The sequence below is a fragment of the Mesorhizobium sp. L-8-10 genome, assembly GCF_016756635.1.
Lineage (GTDB): Bacteria > Pseudomonadota > Alphaproteobacteria > Rhizobiales > Rhizobiaceae.
The window spans coordinates 7203974-7228286 of sequence record NZ_AP023263.1; the positions used below are offsets into that span (position 1 = coordinate 7203974).

Below are 24313 nucleotides of genomic sequence, written 5' to 3' on the forward strand. Positions count from 1 at the left end.
CTCCGTCGGCAAAGAGCTGTTCTGGTTCATCCCAGCCATCGAGCTCAACGTCCCGCGTCGGAGCGCTCTCTGCTTCTGGAGGAAGCCATTAGGTCCGCTCGGGCTTGATCGGAGGCTTGGCCGATGGACGTTGTGTTTGCTTCGCTCGGCTGCCGCCCGATGGCGAGGCTTTGCGAATTGTCAGTCCTCTGCCTTTTCGCCGGTCTCAACGGCGCTGTGTAACGTTCAGTGTTGATGACGACGCCCCCGCTGTTCACGCGGTTGCTCCTGTCCAGTGTACTCGTCAGCTTGTCCTCGGCCTCGCGCGTCTTGCCCAAGTGCCGTTCCAACGGCGCTGGCGCGACCTGTCTGGCTTGCTGCTCTTGCAAGGCGGCGTGTTGCACCTGCGACCCGGGTGCTGCCAAAGCTTCGGCAGGGCTTGCGGCAAGCTCGTGCGGCAAGCGCCCCTCTCTCAGTCGGTTTTGCAGCGCCTGCCGATCGGCGACGAGGTAGTTGAGGTGCAGCGGCAGCTGCTGGTCTGGCCGCTCTTCGTTCGCCAATCGACGAACCAGCTCGCGCGTGCCGTCCACCACGAAGACGCCGCAGTCAACAGCGTTTTTCTGCTGCGCCATGTCGGGTGTTACCAGGGTCGCGTCCAGTCTTGTAGCGAGCTTTCGTGCAGGCGCGTCGTTGTATCGCTGTTCATTTTGCTGGATGGAGTCGTAGTGATAGGCGACCGCTCTTTCCGGATCGCGGCGATCTACGAGGAGCAGCGACCAATGGGTGCCGCGGTCAATACCCACCCCATCGTTCACTGGCACGAACAGGAAGTCGGATGGGCCGGCGTTTCGATTATAAATCGACTGCAATGTGCCTCGCGCGTCTTGCTGCTCCATGTGGCGCAGCAGATGGGAGACCGACGGATCGACCAGCCGCGTCCGGGCGGCGAGCGCTGGATCGGCCTGCTGCAGCTGCTGCTCGAGGAATTCGTAATCCCTCTGGATATGTTCGTCGCCCAGCAGTTGGGTGGCCCCGAGCACCGCCCCCCGGGGGAGATTGGACGAGCCTGACGGAAGGGCTTCGATGTGTGCATCGGAGGAGGTGGTCAGATCGACCAACGGAACCCCGAGATGGGTGTCTGAGAGCCTGGCGGTCGCTGGCAAGGCGGGTCCCGGAGCCCTTGCCGGTACTGCTGCCGCTCCAGCTTCCCTTATCGCTCCGCGATGGAGGAGCCAAACGTCGTTGCCCTCCTCTGGCCTCCGGGCGGTGTAGCCGTGGCCTTTAATCTCGTAGTTCCATTCCGGCTTGTCCGCGTCCGGCAAGAGGCCATAATGGTACAAGGAAGAGAGCATCGCCTCTGGGACGCGTTGAGTCCCATGGGAGAAGCCTTTGGGCACGGCGAACGAAACATTTATGGAGTCCTCGATCGCAGCCGGGGGCGCCTCGGACCTTGCTGAGGGCGCGGCCCCCGCATGCAGCCTTCCGATGTGTTCGGACCCTGTCCCTTGAACCGGTACCCCTTGCAATGGCAATTCACCCAATTGCCGCATGGGGGGCTGCATCGGCATGCGGCCGCCTGAATTGCCGATTTCGCTCGGCTGCTGCTGAATGGCGGCGGCTTGCGGCGTATTCAGGGCCCTCTGCCTCTCCGCCGGCCGCAACGGCGCCGTCGAATGTTCATTGTTGATGATGAACCGCTCGGGTGGCAGGAGGTTGCCCTGGTCAAGCGCATCCGGCCAGGGCCGGATCTGCTGTTGGCTGGCAGCCAAGACTGGCGGGGCGGCGGCCTCAACTCCGGCGTGCCCAGAGCCGGCCGCTGCCAAAGCGTCCGCCACGATCCTGTCTGACGCAGGCTTCGCATCGCGAACCCGTTCAAGCGCCCAGCGGAGATAATCGTTGCCTGGAAACAACACCTCGGCGAATTCGATCCGCGAATCATGATCCAGCCCAGAGATCGTCCGGCCCCGCCTGTCAAGCGCCTCAGAAAATCTGCGAAGACTATGACCATAGACAACACGGGTGCTTGGGGCCAAGCTGCTGTCACTGGTCACTTGTTCCAAGACATGCGCATCTGCCTTTGAAGGCACCGTCACTGGCCACCGGCCAGTCGCTGAATAGCCCGGCTCATGATACGCACGCAGGACGTTCAACGCCGGCCTTATATCCCTTATGTCAGTGTCTTTCGGAAAGAAGGTATTGAGGTGATCGACCAGGGATTGGTGATTTTTTAGATCAGTCGCTTGGCCACGAGCACCGAGATCATTCGCCAATCGGCGAAGCGCATTCGAGTATATTCGGAGCGTCGGCGCGCTATGGTGTTGCTGAGCCTCAGCATGGGCGATCGCCTTATCAATCACGTCCCGGTGTTCGTCGGACAAGTGGGGATAGCGGTTAGCCGGGGCACCAACAGCCGCTGAATAGCCCGGCTCATGATAGGCACGCAGGACGTTCAACGCCCTCTTCATATCATCGTTTTTCGGAAAGAAAGCATCGAGGTGATCGACCAGGGATTGGTGATTTTTTAGATCAGTCGCTTGGCCACGAGCGCCGAGATCATTTGCCAATCGGCGAAGTGCATACCTGTATTTTAGGACCGTGCTCTCGCTATATTTTTGCTGAGCCGCAGCGTGGGCGATCGCCTTATCGATAAGGTCGCGGTGTTCGTCGGACAAATGGCGATAGCCGGTGGCACGGGCGCCACTCGCGACAGGTTCGGCTCGGCGCGGCTCGGCCACGTGCTGCTCAAAACCCGCTTGCCGCGCTTGGCCAGCATCCGGCAAGGGGCCAGGGCGGTCCAAGAAAGAGAGCATCGCGTCTGGGACGCGTTGAGTCCCATGGGAGAAGCCTTTGGGGACGGCGAATGAGACGTTTATGGAGTTCTCGATGGCAGCGGGGGGTGCCTCAGCCCTTGCGGAGGGCGCGGCCTCCGCATGCAGCCTTCCGATGTGTTCGGACCCTGTCCGTTGAACCGGTACCCCTTCCAATGGCAATTCACCCAACTGCTGCGTGGGGGGCTGCATCGGCACGCGGCCGCCTGAATTGCCGATTTCGCTCAGCGGCTGCTGAATGGCGGCGGCTTGCGGCGTATTCAGGGCCCTCTGCCTCTCCGCTGGCCGCAACAGCGCTGTGTCATGTTCATTGTTGATGATCACCCGCTCGGGTGGCAGGTGGTTGCCTTGGTCAAACGCATCCGGCCAGGGCCGGATCTGCTGTTGGCTGGCAGCCAAGACTGGCGGGGCGGCGGCCTCAACTCCGGCGTGCCCAGAGCTTGCGAAAGCGTCCGACACGCTTCTGTTAGGATCCTCCGGTCCAGCGGGCATCCCTGGGTTGCCGAACAAAGACGAGGCGGCTTGATCACCCTGCCGCTGCTGAAGCACTTCGCGGAACCCCTGTTCCAGTCGCAGAAGCTCCTCTGGATTGGTTGGCGGCTTGTCAGCTCGATTATCGAACAGCGGCCGCAAGGCCTCGGGAACCTCCGCATTGTGAACCCGCTGCAGCGCGAAGCGGAGTTTCTTGTTGCCTGGAAACAACGCCTCGGCGAGTTCGGTCCGCGAATTGTGATCCAGCCCAGAGATCGTCTGGCCCCGACTCTCGAGCTCCTCAGAAAATCTGCGAAGAAGACGACCATAGACGACACGGGTGCTTAAGGCCAACCCGCTGTCACTGCTTAATTTTTCCAGGATACGCGCATCTGCCTTTGACGGCACCGCCGCTGGCCACCAGCCAGTCGCGGCATTGCCCGGATCATGATACGCACGTAGGACGTTCAACGCCGTTTTAATGTTCTGGTCATTCGGAAAGAAAGTATCGAGGTGATCGACCAGGGATTGGTGATTTTTTAGATCAGTCGCTTGGCCACGAGCGCCGAGATCATTCGCCAATCGGCGAAGCGCATTCGAGTATATTCGCAGCGTGTCCGCGCTCTGGTTTTGCTGAGCCGCAGCGCGGTCGATCGCCTTGTCAATAACGTCCCGGTGTTCGGCGGACAGATGGGGATAGCTGGCAGCAGGGCCGCCAGCAGTCGCTGAATAGCCCGGCTCATGATACGCACGCAGGGCCTTCAAAGCGCTCTTCATATCAACGTCTTTCGGAAAGAAAGCACCGACGTGATCGACCAGGGATTTGTGATTTCTTAGATCGATTGCTTGGCCACGAGCGCTGAGATCATTCGCCAACCGGCTAAGTGCAAACGTGTATTTTCGGGCCGTGGTCTCGCTATATTTTTCCTGGGAGTGGGCGATCGCTCTATCAATAAGGTCGCGGTGTTCGTCGGACAGATGGTGATAGCGGGAAGCACGGGCGCCACTCGCAACCGGGTCGGCTCGGCGCGGCTCGGCCACGTGCTGCTCAAAGCCCGCTTGCCGCGCTTGGCCAGCATCCGGCAAGGGGCCAGGGCGGTCCAAGAAAGGGAGCATCGCGTCTGGGACGCGTTGAGTCCCATGGGAAAAGTCTTTGGGGACGGCGAACGAAACGTTTATGGAGTCCTCGATCGCAGCCGGGGGCGCCTCGGACCTTGCTGAGGGCGCGGCCCCCGCATGCAGCCTTCCGATGTGTTCGGACCCTGTCCCTTGAACCGGTACCCCTTGCAATGGCAATTCACCCAACTGCTGCGTGGGGGGCTGTATCGGCACGCGGCCGCCTGAATTGCCGATTTCGCTCAGCTGCTGCTGAATGGCGACGGCTTGCGGCCTATCCACGGCCCTCTGCCTCTTCGCTGGCCGCAACGGCGCCGTCGAATGTTCATTGTTGATGATGCCCCCCTGGGGTGGCAGGTGGTTGCCCTGGTCAAGCGCATCCGGCGAGGGCCGGATCTGCTGTTGGCTGGCAGCCAAGACTGGCGGGGCGGCGGCCTCAACTCCGGCGTGCCCAGAGCCGGCCGCTGCGAAAGCGTCCGTCACGATGCTGTTGTGGTCACCCGGTCCAGCGGGCATCCCTGGGTCGCTGAAAAAAGACGAGACGGCTTGATCATCCTGCCGTCGCTGAAGCACTTCGCGGAACCCCTGTTCCAGTCGCAGAAGCTCCTCTGGATTGGCTGGCGGCTCGTCAGCTCGATCATCGAACAGCGGCCGGAGCGCCTCGGCCACTTGATCATCCTGCCGTCGCTGAAGCACTTCGCGGAACCCCTGTTCCAGTCGCAGAAGCTCCTCTGGATTGGTTGGCGACTCGTCAGCTTGATCGAACAGCCTCCGGGCCTCGGCAAGGTGCTGCTCAAAGCCCACTTGCCGGGCCTGGACCGCTTGCCCCTCTTCCAAGCCGGCGTCCTGCACCTGCGGCAAAGCTGTTACACGGGATGTAATTTTTCGCTGGTCCACACTAGCCTCGCATCAAACTGTATCGTCAAAGTCCTGCGCCAATCCGCGCAGCGGCTCATCGAGTCGAGATTCTGCGGAGAATCCCTCCTCTGCTTCCGTCAAGGGTGCCGGCTCCGGGAGGGCGCCTGTCTGCCTTGCGACTCTTCCGTGTCATATGTGGCATGTCGAGTCGATCCGGAGGATTTGGAGATGCAAATTCCCATAGCCGTTCACCTGTAGTGGAGTTTCTGATCGCCAAGGGACGGGATACGCGAGACGGGCGCTTAACCTTCAGTGTCATCTGGATGACCCATGCTAGGCGGGTTGGCTTACGACAAGCTGACGGGCACCGTAACGTTAACCGGGCATCGATCAAAATGTGGGATCTGGCGGCATGACCAGATTTTCCCGTGATTATCGTCGCCACCGATTTCCGGCGCAGGTGATTGCCCGTGCCGTTTGGCTCTATTTCCGGTTTCCGCTCAGCCTGCGGATGGTCGAGGATATGCCGGCAGCTCGTGGCGTCATCGTCTCTCGCCAGACCGTGCGACTTTGGGCTGAAAAATTTGGCAGACACTTTGCCAAATGATATCCGGAAGTGATCGGCCGGCAAGCTCGGCGACACATGGCATCTCGATGAAGTTGCCATCACCATCGGTGGAAAGAAACACTGGCTTTGGCGCGCCGTTGATCAGGACGGGTTTGTTCTCGACGTGTCGGTGCAAAGCCGTCGCAATGTCAAGGCGGCAAAGCGCTTGATGCGAAAGCTTCTGAAGGCCAAGGCCGTTCGCCGCGTGTGATGATCACCGACAAGCTTCGATCCTACGGTGCGGCGAAGCGGGAGATCATGCCAAGCGTCGAGCATCGCTCGCACAGGGCCCGAACAATCGGGCGGAGAACTCTCATCAACCCGGCCCGCGGCGGGAGAGGATCATGAAGCGCTTCAAGTCAGCGCGACATCTTCAGCCTTTCGTTTCCGTACACGACCCGATCGCCAACCTGTTTAACGTTCCCCGCCACGATTGTCGCTTTTACTTCCCGATTTCAAACGTCGAAATGTCATGTGTTGTTTAGGTTTAGACGCTACGAAGGGCACGATTCTTCGCTAACGATTTCACTGCTGCTCAATTTTGCCAAACCTATTGCACAACCGAAAACCGGCTACCGCCGCGTCATACTCCGATGAAGCATGGTTGGCCGCACGTCGTATCGCGCGCGAACTGGACAGGATTCTCGACGGTTCGGGTCTCCGCCGTGCGGCAATCGTACGCGCGGCCGCCGAGCTGCGTCTCTCGACTCGACAGGTCTACAATCTGCTGGCGCGCTACCATATCGATCGGACGGTGACGTCGCTTCTGCCCCGGCGCGACGGAGCGCGGAAGAAGCGTCTTGAGCAGGACATCGAGAAGATCATCGCGGCAACACTGCGAAAGCAATGGCTGGTGCTGGAGGCTCCGCCGCTCGCCCCTGTCGTGGCCGAGATCCGCGCCCGCTGCGAGGAGGCAGGCCTGGCTCCTCCGTCCTACCTCACTATGGCCCGCCGCATAGCCATGCTGTTCAGTCCTGAGGAGATCGCCAAGAAGCGATCCGCGAACCCAAAGCACCTCCATCGGCTCAAGCCGCGGCCGGGATACATCCACGCGGCGCGCCCGCTCGATGTCTGCCAGATCGATCACACGCCGACCGACATAAATTTCGTGGAGGTCGTTGACGACGGAACCTTTGTCGGCCGGGCATATCTCACGATCGTCACCGACGTGGCAACGCGCTGCATTCTCGGCTTCTGCCTAACCCTGGAAAAACCGTCGGCGCTGTCGGTCGCGCTCTGCCTGGCGCAGGCCATGTGTCCGAAGGAACCGTGGTTGGCTGCGCGCGACATCGAACATGGATGGCCGATATTCGGTCGACCGCGATCGCTTGTCACCGACTCCGCCAAGGAGTTCAAAGGAAGCGCCTTCCGGCGTGGGTGCGAGGACTATGGGATTCGCATCCGATACCGGGACCGCGGCCGCGTCCACCAGGGCGGCGTGGTCGAAAGGCTGCTCGGGAAACTCAACGCCGTTCTTGCAACGCAGCCCGGTTCGACCGGGCGCTCAGTGGCGGACCGCGACCAATATCCTGCTGAGCGACGAGCCCGTCTCAGCTTCGCCGATCTCGAGCGATGCATCACACTCGCCGTGATTGACCACAACCTGCAGGAAAACGCGCGGACATTGACGGTACCCGCGACAGAATGGGAACGGCAGGCGCGGTCTTGCCTGCTTCGACGATGAGCCCCTGCGGATCCTGCTGGCATTCATGCCTGGATCTGAAAGGCGCCTGTCGCCACAAGGTGTCAGCATGTTCGCGCTCGACTACTACTCGCCCTGGCTGGGAGCACTGGTGCCGCAACGCGACCGGCTCGGCAAGCTCGATCTGCGATATGATCCTCGCGACATCAGTCACATCTACATCCTGGATCCGGAGACCCGTGAGTTCCGACCCGTAGGGCGGCGCGACGGAACGGTCGCTCCCACGACGTTGTGGGAACACGACGCTGACCGCTGGCGGCGGCGGGCCGCGAATGCGCGAACGGATGTTGAGAAGGTGACGCTGCGCCGGCAGATCGCGGAGATCGGCGCTCGACAAAAGCCGTCGAGAATCGAGCTGCGCAATGCCGTGCGCAAGACTCACGCTACCCAGGCGCCCAAGCCCTATGATGCGATGCGTCCGGCGACATCGGAGCCTGCCGAGCATCCCGCACGCCGGAAACGCCGACTGCCGGTCGAGGATTGGTGACGTGGCTGACCATCTGCTCGATCATGTCCGTCCGTATCTCGACCGCAGCGTGGAAGAGCGGATCGCCTATATCCAGGCGCCGCGATGGATCGGTCATCAGATTGCTATCCAGGCGCATGAACGTCTTACCGCGTTGCTGGCCCGGCCGCCAGCGCTGCGGACCAAAGGGCTGATGCTGGTCGGGCCCTACGCCAATGGCAAGACGATCATCGCCGAACGGTTTGCCGTCGGGCACCTGAGAGCGACGGAGCAACAGCGGGTGTGGGTGGTGCAGACGCACGAGGGCGCCGGCCTGGCCCATTTCTACGAAAGCATCCTGCAGGCGCTGCGCGCTCCAACCGGCAGCAGCCGGGATGTCGGTCGCAAGGCCGCGCAAATCGATCACCTGCTCGACAGCCTGAAACCGAGGATTCTGATCTTCGACGAATTCCACAATGCGCTGCGTGGCAGGGCCCGCGACGTCGAGGCGGTTCTTTCGTTGCTGAGGAGAATCGGCCGCCAGTTCGACATTTCGCCGGTTCTGATCGGGGAGGTCGCCGTCTACGATTTCATCAACCAGACCGCGGAAATGGCGACCCGTTTCGATCTGCATGTAGTACCGCGATGGCAATATGACGAGGAGCTTCTTGCGCTGCTCGACAGTCTCGAAGGGAGCATGAGGATTTGTGGGGCGGGCTGGAACGAAGTATGTCGTCACCGTTGAATTTTGACGGGGCCGGCGGATATGAAAAGGGCAAAACGGGCAGCGACGAAAACTGCCGGAGAGGCGGCAGCCTCGGAGGATGAGATTTCCATCCTGCAATTCCGCATCTGGCTGAAGGACGTGAGCCCCATGGTGTGGCGTAGGGTTCAGGTTCGACGATGACGCTACGCGAGTTTCATGGCGTCCTTCAGGTCGCGATGGGATGGGAAGGCATACACCTTTACCAGTTCGTCATTCACACGGTGCGGTACGGCTCGTGGGAGGCGGGTGCCCGCTTTCCGGCTATCCCACTTGGCAATTTGCAACTGCGTAACGGCAGCCGGTTCCTGTACGAGTACGACCTCAACTTCCCTTGGGAGCACGAGGTCCGGCTAGAGCAGCGCCGGCCTGTCAAACCCGGAGCTCACTATCCGGCGTGTACGGGCGGCGACGGCAACTGTCCGCCTGAGGATTGTGGTGGACCGGAAGCCTGGATGTGGCAGAGGGACGAGGCGCTCGGGCCTGACCTCCATGAGGATCTCGCCACAGCATTGGAATTCATCACGGAAATCGGCGACACCCGGTCCCTTGCGGTCCTCGATGATCCGGACCGCGCTTGGGAATTACAGGAATTGCTGTTTCGGATCAAAGGCCGAGCTACACTTGTATGGGGCGATGATTGTCAAGCCAGCTCCTACTTCATTTCGACCATCTCCTAGTTCGGCCGATTGGCGACCATCTCCTCGTCCCGACCTATTTCGCTCTGGCTGCCGCGCGCAGTGACGGTCAAGGCTGGGGCCGCAGGCCCGATCGCGCAGCTACCGGGATTGACCACCGGCTACGGCCCCAGCCACCAGGCGACGGAAGACATCGCGATTTTCCGCGGCATGCCGAACCTGACGATCATCGATCCATGCGACGCGCTCGACATCGAACAGGCCACGGAGGCGATCGCGGACTACAAGGGGCCGGTCTACATGCGGCTGTTGCGGGGCAAGGTCCCCGTCGTGCTCGACGAATATGATTACACATTCCAGATCGGCAAGGCGCGGCTGCTGCGCGACGGTGCGGATGTGCTGTTCATTTCCAGCGGGCTGATGACCATGCGCGTGCTGGAGGCCGCGAAGGCGCTTGAAGCGAACCGCATCGACTGCGCGGTGCTGCACGTGCCGACCATCAAGCCGCTCGATACGGACGCAATCCTTGCCGCCGCGCGCCGGGCTGGACGGATGGTGGTCGTTGCGGAGAACCACACGATGATCGGCGGGTTGGGCGAAGGTGTCGCTGGCCTGCTGATGCGCGAGGGCGTGACCCCTGTCTTCCGCCAGATCGCACTGCCCGACGAACTTCTCGACGCCGGCGCGCTACCGACACTTCACGACCGCTACGGGATCTCAACATCAGAGATCGTGCACCGCGTACGCAAGTGGGTGAAATAGATACGAGGTCCTGACGCGTAACCAGGCTTGGGGTCTGACCCTATGGTGCCAATGTGCCCCTGAAACGCGGTTTCTAGCGTGAAGGCGATCCGCGGCATGGTCAGCGCCGGGAATGCTCCCTGACGCGTCGCTCCTGCGACGCTTTCTCCGGCAAGCGATCGCGCGTCAGCCAGGCGAGCATGGCTCGTGAAGCAACGCTCCCCTCGCGCATCCCGGTCTTGTACTCCCTTCGCATGTTCTTGGCGAGCTCGACCAATCGCAAGACAGCACGCTATGGACGGGGCCGCCCCCGCTGTAGTTCGGCGATGACAGATCGACCAAATCGTCGAGCGCGCAGGGCAGCCGAGGCAGCACTGAAGTTCCACACTGCCTTTTATGCGACTTTTTCAGCACAAATAGCGAACATTACTCGTTTAATAGGACGGGCGCTTCCAAAGAGGATTCATAAAGCGACCGCTTTACGGACCATCGCTTCAATACTCTCTACAAGTGATATGCCTCGGGGGCGATTTTGTTTGGCGCACAGACGTGCTGAAAAGGGCAGCGTTTCGCTTAGGACAGGCTAGCATGCCGGAATTTGTAACTCGTGCCGAACTCCGCGGCTTCGCTGCAAAGAAGACGCTGACCGAGCAGGCAGCAGTCCGCAAGACCGCGTCGACCCGCCCGCTGGAAGGATCGACGTTCCTGTCTCACTCAAGCAAGGATGATGATCTGGTCGTCGGTGCCACGATCGTACTCGAAAACCACGGTGGTAAAATTTACACCGATAAGGTCGATCCAGAGATGCCGCCGTACACATCGGACGAGACCGCCAAATTGCTGAAGTCGCGCATTCGCCAAACTTACCGATTCGTGCTGCTGACCAGTAAGAACAGCAAAGACAGCCGCTGGGTGCCATGGGAACTTGGCGTCGCGGATGGCTATAAAGGACTAAACGAGATCGCGATCTTTCCATCGGCCGATGACGCAAAAGACATGGAATGGGCCTCGTGGGAATATCTCGGCCTCTACCGGCGAATCGTATGGGGAAAACTTACGGGCTACAACGAGCCGGTATGGATGGTATGGAATCAGACTACGAACACCGCGACCCAACTTGGGAAATGGCTACGTGGCTCGTGAAACACACCTACGAGTTCGCTCCGCAATTTGCAATTTGATCGCAATCTCCGCTTCCAGCAACGAAGCGTGAATTCCGGTGCACAATCACCATATTACCGCGCCGTCTGCGGGGCACGTTCGTCAGTAAAGACTGGCCGCAACATGCTGTGGCCTAGACAGCGAAACCACTCCTCTAATTGGACATTGGTTTGGTCTAACGGACCCGTGATGGCGGGCAGAAACATCTTTTCCCCAATGTGCTCGCCAAGGGATCGGTATGCTTCGAACTGAGTTTCGGAAAAGAATTGGTCCGCGGTCGAATGATGGGGAAACGTCGGCTCATCGAGCTTAAAACGCTTGAGATATTCGCCCTCGTTTCCGGTCAGCGAAAGCTTCATATACAACAGGTAGCCGACCTCAAGTGGTGAATCGTCTGGGCCTTGGGGATAGAGAATTCGGCAGAGCTGAAAGTGCGACCGGCTGTAGCCAGCTTCTCCGAGCCGGAGATCATCCAGGTTCACATCTAGGGTAATCCCGAAATCGATGTAGGCAAGCCGCTGCAGGTTCGTCAGCGCGTGGAATGTCATCGTCGGGTCGTTCTCACCGTCGATAGCCACGATAAAACGACAGCGACGCTTCATAAGCTCATAGACTCCGAGGTTCTCTATGTGACCGCCGTCGGAAATGTTGAGGAATGCTCCGCGTTCGTCAGCCGTGGCAGTCATTTCCTTCAGCAGGTACCACAAACCTGGCGCTGCCGGAGATTTGCCGGGCCTTCTCAGCCAGATGCCCAGCCGAAGGTTGAGGACGGTCAACCAGAAGCTTGCGTAACGCTTTGTGCGCAAACCCATTTGCGGCGAGACGGCGGCGCCTGACAAAGCGATGGTGGATCCCAGATCAAGATTGGTGTTGGACCGCTCCCAGCTATCGGTTTCAAAATAGCCAAGAACGCGCGCCCCGGCCGCCACAGGCGTGATCGCGAAAACGTCCGAGAGCCGCCCGCGCATCACCGGATCGCTGGAGCTCGGGACATTCAGCGCGCAGTTGATGATGGGAAACAAGGCCCGACGGGCGTCGAACGTGCTCAAGTTCATCGGTTCTGCCGGATCGCAGGATGGCTTAAGCAGGAATGCCTTCGACAGCTTGAAACGATAGTAATGATGCAAGGAGGCGACGTTGATATCGATAACGAGCCACAGAATAAGAAGTGTGACAATCGCCGCCGCTGCCCACACCGTGGCGGCCGCTGGGCCGATGTCGGCAAAGAAGTTATAGAACAGCGACTGTGCCACGAGCAGAAAGATCGCCGATATCGTCGTCAGCAAGGCCGGGCGCAGGCGATTGAATTGCGACACGATCGCTCCGACGGCGACGAAACCAGAAATGGTCAATGCGAGCCAGGCCAGAATGGCAATCAGGGTAATCGGAGCGGCAGGGCTGGTCTGCACGCCAAGCACGAAGTTCGCGAGAAACCGCACGCCGGCGTGAAAAAAATGAAGGACGAACATCGTGGGGAGCAAAAGAAAAAGACCACCAAAAAACGTCATCAGATAGGACGGTTTGTCCTCGTGATAAAATGTCTTGCGCGCCAATCGCGTAATCACAAGACCGCCGATCGCGACGACCGGCAGGAATAGCGAGAAGGCGTCCGTCGTAGTCCACGGCGTGGCGTAACGGACGGCAAATTCAGCGTAGGCAAAAACCGCCGTCAACAGGGTGACGACTAGCAGGTTCATGAACATGCCATGCGCCTGGATCGCTGCGAGCGCCGCGCGCTCGACAAACGAGCCCGACAGGTAACTGGCCCCGTTACGCACCTTTCTGAGGATACGGGATTCGCCCTCATCGCGCACGAAGGGCTGCTTGTGGGCCTCCAATCCAAAGTTGGGGTCTTCGTCCTTTCCTGCTAGCAGCTGCGTCAGGAACCCGGCGGCGTATCCGCCGCCGGAGACGCTGGAGATATAATCGAACTGCGGCAGAAGATTTCTGCGGGCCAAGGCAGCCAGCACGCCGATTGCAAATGTTGCGCTCCTGATGCCGCCGCCGGACAGTGCCACGCCTGCCGCCCAACCGCGCTCCGGGTCGAAACTATAGTGCCGTCGCCGGACAAGGATTAGATCCCGCTCTCGCGATGCCAGCTTGTCGCTGCCATCGAGAAATCCCATCGGACGCCACCCAGGAATTGATAGCATCTCCTCATCAATAGCTGCGTGGGAGGGATTCGACTCTCGCGGGGTCGAATAGCCGCTATAGGCGGCGATCAACTGCAACGCCGTATCCAGCTCGAGCAGAGCCTTCTGCACAAGTTCCAGTTCCGCACGGAACTCGTCGCTGGTGTCGAGTGCGCGGAGCCCGCCCGACTGGCTGATGGGGTGCCAGCGGGCGGTAAAGGGGCGAACGTTTGCGTTCAGTATATGCCAAGCGAAAATTTCGAAGGTGCTGCAGCCGAGGTTTTCCGAGCAGAAGGTCCTGGTCTTTCCGAACAGCCCAAAAATGCTCTTCAGCGCGCTCTCCTCGACTCCTTGGCTGTAGTCGAGACGGTGTGTGGCGACCCGCGAGACAAGTTCGATGTGCAGCGACAGGGCAGCAGAGCGGTCCTGTTCGTTCGGCGTCCAAAGACGTTCGCCATGGTCCTTGAAGAACGCCTCATCAAACACCGCGCTCGTCGAAAGCGCCGGGCGTATTTTCTTTTCCCAGGTCTCCGTGCTCTTGCCTGCCAAAGTTGTCGATCCCATCTATTTATAGGCGTCAGAACGTCTTCCTTGCCTGACGGATTGCTAGCGTTTGTACCCGACTCATTACACAATGTGACACAATTTGAAGGGGCTCGCTGAGCTCTCCAGGAAAGTTGAAAATGTCGAAGCGCCGGCACGTATTTATCAGCCATCATCATGCTGACGATGACCACGTTACTAAGCTGACCAAATTGCTCGGTCGCAACGGTTTCGAGATCCGTAACAGTTCGATCCGAGCTAAGCCCACCAACCAGGCCCGCCTCGACGCTGGAAAAATTCCAGAGCGCACGCTGAAACGGCTGCTACGGATGAAGATGTCGTGGGCCGGTGCTGTGGTTGTCCTGATCGGCAAGCAGACGCATAAACGCCCCTGGGTAGATTGGGAAATCCGCAAGGCAAAGGAATTGGGAAAGCGGATCGTGGGTGTTTATGCGCACGGAGGGACGAAAGCCGACATCCCGCCGGCATTCGAGCAGTATGGGAGCACGCTCGTGAACTGGAATTCGGACAGCATCATCGATGCCATCGAGGGCAAAGACAACCCGTTCGAGGATCCAGGAAGCAGAACTCCGCGCGAACCTGTTCACACCGCGCCACCGTCGCGGTGCTAAACGACCAATGCCCGACCTCTATATGTACGTGGTCGCAAGAGACTTCGGCTTTGCACCGAACCCTTTTCACGGCGTATGCACTCTGGCCACATGTAAACCGACGATTCGTCGCAAAGCCAAGATCGGTGATTGGATTATTGGCATGGGCGGAGCAAAACTAAATGCGGTCGGACGATGCATCTACCTCATGCAGGTGACCGAGACGCTCACCTTTAATGCATACTGGGATCATCCCGAGTATCGCTGCAAACGACCGGTTCGCAACGGCAGTCGGGTAACGATTATGGGTGACAATATTTATCATCGGCCGGCCGGGACGATCGCTTGGGTCCAGGAGGATTCTCATCACAGCCAGATCGACGGTAGCCCAGAACCGTCGAATATCAAGAACGATACCCAGGCGGACCGGGTATTGATTTCTCGCAACTTCTTCTATTTCGGCGATGCGGCACCCCCCATTCCGCAAGAGATTCTCGATCAGCTTCAGTATAGTAATGGACGAGGACATCGGAAATTTACCCAGGTCGAAGCCACGCCATTGCTGGACTGGATACAAGAACAATACAAGGGGCAACAGAACACGGTTATTAGTGATCCTTATCAGTTTATGAAGAGCAGCTCGCGCTACTCGCAACGCATGGACAAAGTCATAGAATAGAATAACGAGCGTATGCGGCGCCGATCGTAATCTGACCGAGGCGACTGTGAGGTCGGCGCGCCGACCTCTTCGCCAGGAACTCTCTCGGATGCTTCAACATGCTCGCGAAACTGCCGTCTGCGCTGAATGAACTCGGCGGATACATCAATCGCTTCATTGAGGTGGTCGGCCGTGACCGTTGGTTCAAACGCCTTGATCAGTTGGAAATCGATCAACGAAAGTCATTCTTTAGTTGGAAGATCGTAGCTGACTACCATTGGTTGGAGATGGCGATCGGGTTCCAGGCTGACGTCCTCGAGAAGGAAGGCCGTCTGCTGCCGGAGCTTATCGATCGATTGATTTTGGCCGCCCTCAATTTCGCAGCCACCACAGTGGAAGTTTACTCGCAGCTATCCCCTGCCGGTAAACTGGTTTTGGAGGGCCGTTTGCGAGACGCTATCAAGGCAGAGACAGGCTTCGCATCCCTGTATCTTGAACTTGACCTCGCTCAGCGCCTTATGGACCACGGTTATGATGTCCAGTTTCCCGACATGGAAGGTACGGCTCGGTTCGACCTGCTCTTCAGCCGTGGGACTTTTGCCGCCGAGGTGGAGTGCAAGAGTCTCTCAGCGGATGCCGGCAGGCAGATCCATCGCAAAGATTTCTACCGCTTTATGGAGACGATCGCGCCGGTTTTGACCAAATATGCGGATTTGAAGCGGCAGGAAGTGGTGATTGTTTCTCTGGCGTCTCGATTAGCTTCGAACACAGCCCACCAAACGCGTCTTTTCCAAGCTACCGCGTCCATTCTGCTGCAGGACGGCTCTCCTTCAATTGTCGAAGGCCCGGATTTTAGGTTGGAGCGTAGGCCTTGCGCTGAATTCCTCGCGCGCGCTCCATTCAGCGACCAGAAAGCTCTCTTCAAGGCGTGTTGTGCAGAATTTGGGCCCAACATTCATGTGTCGGGTGGGGTTAACGAGGACAGTGGATGCCTGGTCGTGATGCGAAGCGAGCGTGAAGACGACACCTCCAAACCAATGTTGGGAGCGATGCGCAAGGCTGCGGACCAATTCTCGGCGCAACGACCAGCTTTCATTGCCATCCAAGAGCATGGGATCGAAGCCGCCGACTTAATGCTTCCGCATGTGCGCCGAAGAGCAGCTGTTCTGTCTTACGCGCTGTTCGAACACTACGGCGCCGCGCACGTCAACGCTACGTATGTTACTGGGCTTGGTGCTGTTGTTTTGCGAGACGGCTACCTGGGAACGCCGGCGTTTGCGATTCCCAATATGAAGCCTACGTTCCCAATTAGCGTCGCCAACGCAGCGCCCTTCCTTGTGCATCTCCCTGATCAAGATTACGCAGCAGCTATCGGTGCTCCCCTGCCTGCGCCGAACATTTCTTTCCTGCCGTTCGACCCGCAACACGATGACTATCGCGACCTGACTTAAGCGGCTTGGCGAATGGACGACGCGTTAAGCCAATTAACAGCTTGAAAGTCTGATTTTCCGACATTATAATGTGGCCATGTCCCCGAACGACACGGAGGCTTTACGCATGAGTGCAACTGTCTTCGTATCACCTCCGGCCGTGGCGGTCTTTCCGACTGCCCAGGTAGAAGCCGCCCTTCGCCAAGAACTAGTTGAAGTGGTCAAGACCGAGGCTGCGATGAAGGGTATGACGCTTCCGTCTGATGCCGCCGGAATTTGTCAAGCGCCAGTTCCGGTGGACTCGCTTGTGGCGGTAGCCACGCTTACCGTCGTTGAAGGTATAGTTGGTTTTGAGTTGCCCGACAGTGTGGTGCGAACCGGTGGTTATGATTCTGTGGACAAAGCCATAGCGGAGCTAATTCCCCAAATCGAGGCCAAATGGAAGAAGAAAAACGGAGTAAAATCATGACCAACGCGGCTATCAAGCATGATTCTGACGACGAGGATCGTCGACGGCTGGGTGAGCGGCTCCGTGAATCCCGCAAATACCTCGGATTGAAGCAAGAGGAGGTTGCACAATACTTGGGGATTCCACGAACAGCTCTTACAGACATCGAGAATGGGCAACGCAGAGTGGAAGCAATCGAGCTGACACGGCTGGCTAAACTGTACCGTCAGCCGATCGGGTATTTCACTGGTGAGGACGAGGCAGTGGCTGACCTTCCGGTGGACGTTGCTCATTTAGCGAGACGGGCGGCGGACCTGTCTCAGCAGGATCGTCTGGAACTCGGGCGATTTGCGGAATACCTGCGGGCTCGTTCCCAATCCGCTCGAGGCTGATCGATGGCGACTCCCTACGCCAATGCCGTGCGAGCGGGCACTATGGCTGCGGCACGCGTGCATCTCGATCTCGATCTGCGTGACGCGATCGAGGCGCGTGGGGGCAATGTAGACGTTTTCGCAGCGATCCAGGCCGTAGACCTGCCGCTGCTGCTCCGACCCCTGCAGGGGCTCCTCGGTGCATATCTGAACCGGCCCAGCCACGGCGTGCTCGTAACAACCCAGCGGCCGATGAGCATTCAACGATTTACAGCTGCTCACGAATTGGGTCATTTCATTATGCGGCACGAGCCAAGTCTCGATGACGAGAGCATTCTTCGGCGGATGCCGGCATCATCGGCGCCCGCCGGTGACCTCCAGGAAGTAGAGGCGGACGCCTTTGGGAGCGCATTCATGCTCCCGCGTTGGCTTATTGGTTGGCACGCTTCCAGGCAAGGTTGGACTATCGACACTTTTCGAAAACCGAGCGCCGTCTATCAACTCGCTCTACGGATTGGGGCAAGTTACGAGGCAACCTGTTGGACGCTCGCTCGCAATAATTTGCTAGAGGCGAAGCAAGCGCGCGAGCTTCTTCAAACTCAGCCTCGCGAGTTGAAAGCCGCCCTTCTGTCCACCTATCGACCGGAAAACTATCGCGGTGATGTGTGGCTTCTCACAGAGCGCGATGCCGGTACTCGCATCGACGGAAGCCGGAACGATCTGTTCGTCCTTCGGCTGAAAGAACACAGCGGCGGCGGCTATCTTTGGGACATCGACGAGCTCAAAGCCAGCGGCTTTGCGGTCGTGCGCGATGAAGTCGTGGCGTTGGACGCTACCGCCATCGGCGGCCCGGTTGTCCGCCGTGTCACTGCGCAGCCATACAACTCTTACCGCGGCCAGATGGCGATTAACGAGCGGCGGCCCTGGGAGCCGGACGAAACTCCTCTAAGCAAGTTGGAGGTCGAGTTCGATCTCACGGGACCGGAGGAAGAAGGCCTCTCACGAGCGGAACGCCGAATTCTGCTAGAGGCGGCATGACTGGCGTTATTGCTCTGAAAGACCTACGCGCCATATTTGGCCCATCTCGCAACCAAGGACCCAGACCAACTTGTTTGGCCTTTGCGGCGAGTGACACCCATGCTGCAATTCGTGAAGGTTGGAGCCCTCTGTCCTGCGAATATCTTTTTTATCAGGCACAGAAGCGGGCCAACCTACCGCCCGACAGCGGCGCACGATTGTCGTCCATGTTGGACGCGCTTCGTGAAGCGGGCCAACCAGAGGAAGCTGGATGGCCCTATCTCAGCGAAACGCCTGGATCAGAGTGGTCCCCTCCTGCGGGCATAGGGTCATTATTTGCCCGTAATGGAAGGTCCTCTCACCCGACAGTCGACGACATCATCCGGCTGCTCGATGACGGGCGCCCCGTCCTTATAATGATGATGTTGTCAGCCGCGTTTTATCGACCTTCTCAAGAGGGCTTTGTGCAGCCTGCATCTGGGGAGCAGCCCGAGCGAGATAGGCGCCACGCCGTGATCGCAGTTGGCCACGGCACAATTGACAACCATCGCTCGATCCTTATCCGCAACAGCTGGGGCCCCCGATGGGGACTGGATGGCTACGCGTGGCTCACGGAGCCGTATCTGGCGGCCCGTCTGTTTGGCTCAGCGGAACTGCTGGAGGAAGTGCATGTACCTGCCCATCCCACAACAACCTGATTGCGCCACTGCCTGGCGCGAGGCCGTCAGAGCTGTAGACGGGCGGCCAGGCCACACTGCCTACAACGTTGTGATCGACATCGCTGATCCAGTGGTTAGGGCCGATCGCCAAAATCCAAAGGTAGCTGTCGTAGAAAGCTTTCTGTCCAACTCCGGAAAGTCCGTCGAGACCGTCGCTAACACGATTTTTCCGCAAAGCCTCTATTTTCGATACGGCGCGCCTGCATTCTTTGACGTCTTCAAAGAGAAGGTTCTTGGGAAAGTTCGACGAAACGAGCGCTGGTCAGGCTACTACTTCGAGCGAATGATGCAGTTGCCCGGAGCAAGCAACAATCTTCCGAATCCTCTGTGGGACGTGGTACAGAGGATTCGCGATCCAAACGTCAAGGCGCTCAACAAATTCGAACTCGTGATCTTCGACCCGCTGCGTGATATTGATGGATCGCCATACGGAGGCCAGTGCTTGAGCTTCTTAAGTTTCAAGCTCGTTCCTGCGACGCCGAAAGTACTATCGCTTACTGTAATGTACAGAAACCACTTTTATATTGAGAAGCTTCTTGGAAACCTCGTTGGCCTCGGCCGACTCATGAATTTTGTTGGACGGGAGAGCGGGGTCGCGGTCGGAAATCTCACGGTGATCTCCACGCACGCGGAAATCGATCAGCCAGGCCAGAGTAAACGGTCCGATATTGAACTTCTGCTCACCAACTTCGACCAAGCGTGACATAGAGTCTATCAGAACGGAAGCTCGAGAGTGCGATTTTCGATAGGGCCTTCGTTGAGACCATAGATCGTTTGTAGGCCCGCGATAAAGTCGGACTGGCCGCCGTAGCTTGGATGACGGACCGTAATAACGGGTATCTCAAAGTCAACCAAGGCAGCGCCAGCGTCGCGCCCGATAGCCACCATCCGTCTCGGCCGGATCATTTCAATGAGCGCGATGAGAAACGGCCAAGCAGTGTCCCGCTCCTTGCGAGTGTGACAACGGTTTGAGAACGGGTCCCCAGACTCGTGGGGATGAAGCGGGAAAACATTCCACAGAACAACTGGCTCGGAAATCCGCGTCAACATCCGCCAAACGATGGCTGCAGTTCGTTCCGCAACAACAGGGCCGCGTGTTGCCCGTCGGAGCGAAACGCCTCCGAGCAGCTGCCCTGCATCGCTCAGATGGACCTCGTCGGTTAGTGGCACACCTGTCCGGCGACCTCCCCGATACCCAAGATCACGTGCGATCCAGATCGTATCGACTCGCGCATCCAACGCGGCTTCGAGGCATTGGACGAAATTCGCTGTTCGCAGACGCGATGCATCTGAACGATCATGAACCGGGCAACAGTCGCGATACGGATTGAACACATCCGGCAAGTCCAGTTCTGCCAAAGCAGCAACGAAATCGCGCGGTGTTTTCAAGGGAGAGCCTCGATGCTGAGCCGCCGCTGGCCGGCGTCAATGTGAAGAACCCCCCGGCGATGCTGGCGGAGGTAGCGGAACGCCTCATACCCTTGAAGGATAGCCTCTTCCCAGAGCCACAACGGCGTTTGTTCTGGCTCATAGCCTGCGACGAATTGACGTATGTGCTTCATTAGGTCGAACGGCAAATCGCCCCGATTCATCCCGGCAAAGAGATCAAGGTTCACAGCCTGGCCGAATATCCAGGTTGTTATCCCCTCTTCGATCAGGATCGCTCGGGCGCCGTCCTGCGCTTCGTCGACTTTGGCCGCGCTCTTACGCTTTAGGCGGAACAATGCGCGGATCACCGGCGACCATCCCAGGACAGCCACATACGCATAGTGAAAGACGTCGTGGAAGCGATAGTCGTCAGCGGTCATGGCATTGTCGGTGAGCCGGTCGCCAATGTTGATTCCATTGCATCGTTGGAAGACGTAGGTGCGGTCTCGTACCTCACGCTCAAAGATTTCGACACGAAGATCCCGATGAAGCTGCTCTTCTAGCAAAGCCCCAGCATCAAGCAGATCAGGATAAACTGGGTCTCCAGGCCATCGGTCGCGAATTTTTGCGAGGTTTTTTACCGCCGCAGCCTCCAACGTGACCCCGGCCTCATTCGCCGCTTGAACGAGGCCCTCCATAACAGTTGCCAAGCGTTGCTTCAAAGACTGCTTGTCTTGATCGAAGCGTCCCTCTTCAAACTCAGCGACCAAAACCCCGATGGCGCCGGCGAGCTTTAACAGCGTACGCTCGAACGCTGCCGTCGGCTCTCCCCGGTGCGGCATGATTTCAGGCTGAAGGGACGACAACAGAGTGGGCGCGGCGGCTTCGGCCGGCCCGCCAGTTGGGGCGGAGTGACGGACGATGTCATCCAAGGCGATTCCACCCCGGGAGGCAACGGCCGTCAGATACCAGAGGACGTCGCCCAGTTCCTCGACGACCGCCGCTGCATATCCGACAAAGGAGATACGGTCTCGCTGCTTCTTCTTGACCTCACTCAGGAGACTTCCGGCTTCACCGAACAACCCCAACAGAGGGAACGTCATCGTGCCATCGCCTGCACGGCGGTCCGACTTTAACGCCTCCGCCGCGTAGCCATCTACCGAAAGAGGGGAAAACAAGCCGGTCATCGTACGCGATTCCTGCGGCGATCGGATATCGCTCCTTTAGGAACAGGAATTCCATAGGCCTCAAGAGCCCTCAGAACGATTACCCTAATTGGCTCCCGGGTCTCCGCAGAACGGACATCGAGATGCCGCTTGGTCACAGCGGGCACCTGGACCTGCAGATGTTCATCAACATCGTCGTTGGCGACTGGATGTTTCATGAAAACACAGTATCATGATTAAATGAAACCATGCAATTGGCTACGATTTCTCGGATGGGTCAATTTTGCGGGGAAGTCGCATGCCAAACACAGCTTTGTTTCTCCACATAACGGACGCGCACCTGACGTCAGCTGGCACCGAGTTTCCACGTGACGACCATAAGGTTCGCGTCCCCGGCATTTATCAGGACACTCGCGAAGCTGCCCTGCGGCTGATGCTGCAGCGGCTGTCCGAAAGGCTAGCAAAGGAGGGTCGTCGACTGAGCGGTGTTCTGTTTTCGGGTGATGCGCAGCACCAGGGCCGGCCAGGCGGGCACCAGCTGCTTTTGGATATGTTGCTTGAGAACCTGGCCGCTGTCGGAGCGACAGCGGCCAACATTGTTGCCGTGCCCGGCAATCATGACGTCGTACGTGGGAGCCAGCCAGGTTCACTCGAACGATATGCCGATTTCGTCGACGCATGGCGAAAAGCAGGCTGCGTGACGCCATGGCTCGACGGAGTAGACGACAGTTTCTTGGATGGGGGCGAGCATCGCCTCGTGGCACAAGACGGGAGCTGGGCGGTCTTTCCAATCAACACCAGCAATTGGTCACAGGTCAACGCCACGTTGCCGGAGCCTCTTAGGAGCGTATGGGAAAAGATATCCGAAACAATGGCGGGCGGAGATGCGGAAAAAGAAGCTCGGCTTCGCCACCAACTGAATGAACTGGCCCGCTATGACATGGCAAGAATCTCAAGCCAGCAGCTGGAGGTCGTGCGCGGCTTGATCGAAACATCGCCGCGGCCAGTTGGGGGGGTACCGCTCCGGATTGCGGTTCTGCATCATCACCTCAGAGCACCGAGCTTGCGCGAGGAGGTAAAACCGTTCGCAGATGTATCCAACCTTGAGCAGTTGCGCTCGTTTCTGCGCGATCGCCGGATCGCAATCGCACTCCATGGACACAAGCACGAACAGGCCGTTCAGTTTGACCACGTCTACGACCAGGACGGTGAGAGCCAGCACCGCACGCTGGTGATCTCGGGTTCAACGTTCGAGCCGGGAAATGAAGCGGATTCTCTTCGCCTGATTACGATCACCGGCTTGCCAAACAGCCCTTCAGTTACGATCGAGCCAATTTCTCTTCCCAGGGGTGGGGTGGATGCCAAGGAACATCCGCCCATCATTCGACGTCTCTGGTCCGCATCGACAATGCCTGGCAGCCCGACCCTTATTCAGGGGACAGATCTTGACGAGGTGTACGAGAGAGCATGCGAAGCAGCTGGAGCTGAGGCTGCAAATGGAATGCTTGTCGTTCATCTCGACTTGCCGGCCTCAGCCGGGGCGGAACTTCCTCTGCCAACCACCTATCCGTTGCCAGAACCGATGGAAGACGCGGACCGGCGAAGGTGGCTTAGCGAGCTCGTGGCGTGGTGGCAGTTGGAGCGTTCAGGGCTCGAACATCGAATGCCTTTCGTCCATGGCAGTCGCCTTCGACGCTTCGGTGGCAAAATCAATCAGATCGAACGGATCATCAAACTCTTGAGAGAAAAGCCGAGCACGCGCGCGCTCGCTGTCCTCGTAGATCCTTTTCGGGATTTTACCGAGGACGGTCAAAACGAAGAATTCGCGTCGTTCTGCCTCGTCGAATTCAAGCGTCGTGATGTGAGTGGGTCACAGCACTTCGTCGATGCCATCGCCTTTTATAGAGCGCAGGAATTTGCGCGCTGGTGGCCAATCAATGTTGCTGAGTTGCGGCTGCTTCAGCACGAAATTTGTGGGGCACTTAGCTTCCTGCCAGGACGAATTACAACGATAGCGGGCGACGCTCGCACGCATTCGCGATCACCCACACAAGTTGCGATGCCAATCATCGACCGATGGCTCGATCAGGCACCCGAGCGATTGTATTTGCTTGGGAACGCTCTCGCCCAGTGTACCGTCCGCGTAGGTCGACAGCGCGACGCGGTTCGAGGATGGTTCCGAACGTTGGCCGACCTTGAAGCAGCTGCCAAGGAGTATAATCCCGATGGGCTTCCGATAGCCATCGAGGGTCTGAAACACTTGGGCTCGTACCTCGAGGTGATCCATGAGGATGGTGAGGAAAGCCTTGCAAAGTTCGTCCGAGTACTGCTCAGGCTTGCTCGGGCCAATGAAACCTACGAGAAGGGCGCTCGAACGAGATCCGATTTCGACCGTTGGGGACAGGACGCATTGGACTTGCTCGCAGACCTGAGGGAAATGACCATCAGTCGAGTTGGTGCGCTACCTGCGCCCTAAGATCGAGTTTTCTAGTCCTGAGCCTCTTTTGACGGATGGCAGGTTTTCACTGATCGGTATGGACG

Annotated in this window: 15 protein-coding genes and 4 pseudogenes; 15 read left to right on the forward strand and 4 right to left on the reverse strand. The window is 58.6% G+C overall.

What is annotated here, in order from left to right:
- Positions 1 to 44 precede the first annotated feature (44 nt).
- The gene (locus tag JN280_RS33600) at positions 45 to 5255 is read right to left on the reverse strand and encodes a Ulp1 family isopeptidase (protein WP_446720858.1); all 5211 of its coding nucleotides are present in this window, start codon (positions 5253 to 5255) and stop codon (positions 45 to 47) included.
- A gap of 409 nt (positions 5256 to 5664) precedes the next feature.
- On the opposite strand from JN280_RS33600, the pseudogene JN280_RS33605 reads away from it, so the two are divergent.
- From JN280_RS33605 to JN280_RS33630, 6 genes and pseudogenes are all read left to right on the forward strand, one after another.
- A pseudogene (locus JN280_RS33605) lies at positions 5665 to 6287 on the forward strand (IS6 family transposase); the annotation flags it as partial.
- A gap of 113 nt (positions 6288 to 6400) precedes the next feature.
- Positions 6401 to 8048: pseudogene (locus JN280_RS33610) on the forward strand (transposase).
- Position 8049: 1 nt separating this feature from the next.
- Positions 8050 to 8706, forward strand: a pseudogene (locus tag JN280_RS33615) (TniB family NTP-binding protein); the annotation flags it as partial.
- 203 nt (positions 8707 to 8909) lie between these two features.
- Complete coding sequence (locus JN280_RS33620) at positions 8910 to 9449, forward strand: plasmid pRiA4b ORF-3 family protein (RefSeq protein ID WP_202308632.1); 540 nt, start codon at positions 8910 to 8912, stop codon at positions 9447 to 9449.
- A 90-nt stretch (positions 9450 to 9539) separates the two neighbouring features.
- A pseudogene (locus JN280_RS33625) lies at positions 9540 to 10169 on the forward strand (transketolase family protein); the annotation flags it as partial.
- A gap of 567 nt (positions 10170 to 10736) precedes the next feature.
- Positions 10737 to 11291, forward strand: a complete 555-nt coding sequence (locus JN280_RS33630; protein ID WP_202308634.1) for a toll/interleukin-1 receptor domain-containing protein — start codon at positions 10737 to 10739, stop codon at positions 11289 to 11291.
- A gap of 92 nt (positions 11292 to 11383) precedes the next feature.
- On the opposite strand, the gene JN280_RS33635 is transcribed toward JN280_RS33630, so the two are convergent.
- Complete coding sequence (locus JN280_RS33635; RefSeq protein WP_244742459.1) at positions 11384 to 13990, reverse strand: patatin-like phospholipase family protein; 2607 nt, start codon at positions 13988 to 13990, stop codon at positions 11384 to 11386.
- Positions 13991 to 14124: 134 nt separating this feature from the next.
- On the opposite strand from JN280_RS33635, the gene JN280_RS33640 reads away from it, so the two are divergent.
- The 8 genes from JN280_RS33640 to JN280_RS33675 all read left to right on the forward strand — a co-directional run bounded on the left by JN280_RS33640 (position 14125) and on the right by JN280_RS33675 (position 19941).
- Positions 14125 to 14616, forward strand: a complete 492-nt coding sequence (locus JN280_RS33640; RefSeq protein ID WP_202308636.1) for a TIR domain-containing protein — start codon at positions 14125 to 14127, stop codon at positions 14614 to 14616.
- A 7-nt stretch (positions 14617 to 14623) separates the two neighbouring features.
- Entirely contained in the window at positions 14624 to 15274 is a 651-nt protein-coding gene (locus JN280_RS33645; protein ID WP_202308638.1) for an Nmad2 family putative nucleotide modification protein, read from the forward strand.
- Between the two features lie 98 nt (positions 15275 to 15372).
- Positions 15373 to 16704, forward strand: coding sequence for a hypothetical protein (locus JN280_RS33650; protein ID WP_202308640.1), 1332 nt, complete (start codon positions 15373 to 15375; stop codon positions 16702 to 16704).
- Between the two features lie 106 nt (positions 16705 to 16810).
- Positions 16811 to 17152 (forward strand): hypothetical protein, encoded by a 342-nt coding sequence (locus JN280_RS33655; protein ID WP_202308642.1) that lies wholly within the window; start codon positions 16811 to 16813, stop codon positions 17150 to 17152.
- Positions 17122 to 17523: a helix-turn-helix domain-containing protein gene (locus JN280_RS33660; protein ID WP_244742462.1), complete on the forward strand. Its 402-nt coding sequence runs from the start codon at positions 17122 to 17124 to the stop codon at positions 17521 to 17523. Before JN280_RS33655 ends, JN280_RS33660 begins: the two co-directional genes overlap by 31 nt.
- A 3-nt stretch (positions 17524 to 17526) precedes the next feature.
- Positions 17527 to 18540, forward strand: a complete 1014-nt coding sequence (locus tag JN280_RS33665; protein WP_202308644.1) for an ImmA/IrrE family metallo-endopeptidase — start codon at positions 17527 to 17529, stop codon at positions 18538 to 18540.
- Positions 18541 to 18746: 206 nt separating this feature from the next.
- On the forward strand, positions 18747 to 19217 hold the full coding sequence (locus JN280_RS40180; protein ID WP_342216202.1) for a C1 family peptidase: 471 nt from the start codon (positions 18747 to 18749) through the stop codon (positions 19215 to 19217).
- On the forward strand, positions 19189 to 19941 hold the full coding sequence (locus tag JN280_RS33675) for a hypothetical protein (RefSeq protein WP_202308648.1): 753 nt from the start codon (positions 19189 to 19191) through the stop codon (positions 19939 to 19941). The genes JN280_RS40180 and JN280_RS33675 overlap by 29 nt, the downstream gene beginning before the upstream one ends.
- Positions 19942 to 19952: 11 nt before the next feature.
- Here JN280_RS33675 and JN280_RS33680 read toward each other — a convergent pair whose 3' ends face one another.
- Positions 19953 to 20627 carry a uracil-DNA glycosylase gene (locus JN280_RS33680; RefSeq protein WP_202308650.1) on the reverse strand — a complete coding sequence of 225 codons (675 nt, stop codon included), beginning with the start codon at positions 20625 to 20627 and terminating at the stop codon, positions 19953 to 19955.
- Positions 20624 to 21793 (reverse strand): nucleoside triphosphate pyrophosphohydrolase family protein, encoded by a 1170-nt coding sequence (locus JN280_RS33685; RefSeq protein WP_202308653.1) that lies wholly within the window; start codon positions 21791 to 21793, stop codon positions 20624 to 20626. Before JN280_RS33685 ends, JN280_RS33680 begins: the two co-directional genes overlap by 4 nt.
- 277 nt (positions 21794 to 22070) lie before the next feature.
- On the opposite strand from JN280_RS33685, the gene JN280_RS33690 reads away from it, so the two are divergent.
- Positions 22071 to 24248: a metallophosphoesterase gene (locus JN280_RS33690; RefSeq protein WP_202308655.1), complete on the forward strand. Its 2178-nt coding sequence runs from the start codon at positions 22071 to 22073 to the stop codon at positions 24246 to 24248.
- Positions 24249 to 24313 lie beyond the last annotated feature (65 nt).

Excerpts from the sequence above, each read along its gene's own strand:
- JN280_RS33660 (WP_244742462.1), top strand. The coding sequence starts at position 17,122 with ATGGAAGAAGAAAAACGGAGTAAAATCATGACCAACGCGGCTATCAAG.
- JN280_RS33685 (WP_202308653.1), bottom strand. The coding sequence starts at position 21,793 with ATGACCGGCTTGTTTTCCCCTCTTTCGGTAGATGGCTACGCGGCGGAG.
- JN280_RS33650 (WP_202308640.1), top strand. The coding sequence starts at position 15,373 with ATGCTCGCGAAACTGCCGTCTGCGCTGAATGAACTCGGCGGATACATC.
- JN280_RS33630 (WP_202308634.1), top strand. The coding sequence starts at position 10,737 with ATGCCGGAATTTGTAACTCGTGCCGAACTCCGCGGCTTCGCTGCAAAG.
- JN280_RS33645 (WP_202308638.1), top strand. The coding sequence starts at position 14,624 with ATGCCCGACCTCTATATGTACGTGGTCGCAAGAGACTTCGGCTTTGCA.
- JN280_RS40180 (WP_342216202.1), top strand. The coding sequence starts at position 18,747 with ATGTTGGACGCGCTTCGTGAAGCGGGCCAACCAGAGGAAGCTGGATGG.
- JN280_RS33640 (WP_202308636.1), top strand. The coding sequence starts at position 14,125 with ATGTCGAAGCGCCGGCACGTATTTATCAGCCATCATCATGCTGACGAT.
- JN280_RS33665 (WP_202308644.1), top strand. The coding sequence starts at position 17,527 with ATGGCGACTCCCTACGCCAATGCCGTGCGAGCGGGCACTATGGCTGCG.
- JN280_RS33620 (WP_202308632.1), top strand. The coding sequence starts at position 8,910 with ATGACGCTACGCGAGTTTCATGGCGTCCTTCAGGTCGCGATGGGATGG.
- JN280_RS33675 (WP_202308648.1), top strand. The coding sequence starts at position 19,189 with ATGTACCTGCCCATCCCACAACAACCTGATTGCGCCACTGCCTGGCGC.
- JN280_RS33655 (WP_202308642.1), top strand. The coding sequence starts at position 16,811 with ATGAGTGCAACTGTCTTCGTATCACCTCCGGCCGTGGCGGTCTTTCCG.
- JN280_RS33690 (WP_202308655.1), top strand. The coding sequence starts at position 22,071 with ATGCCAAACACAGCTTTGTTTCTCCACATAACGGACGCGCACCTGACG.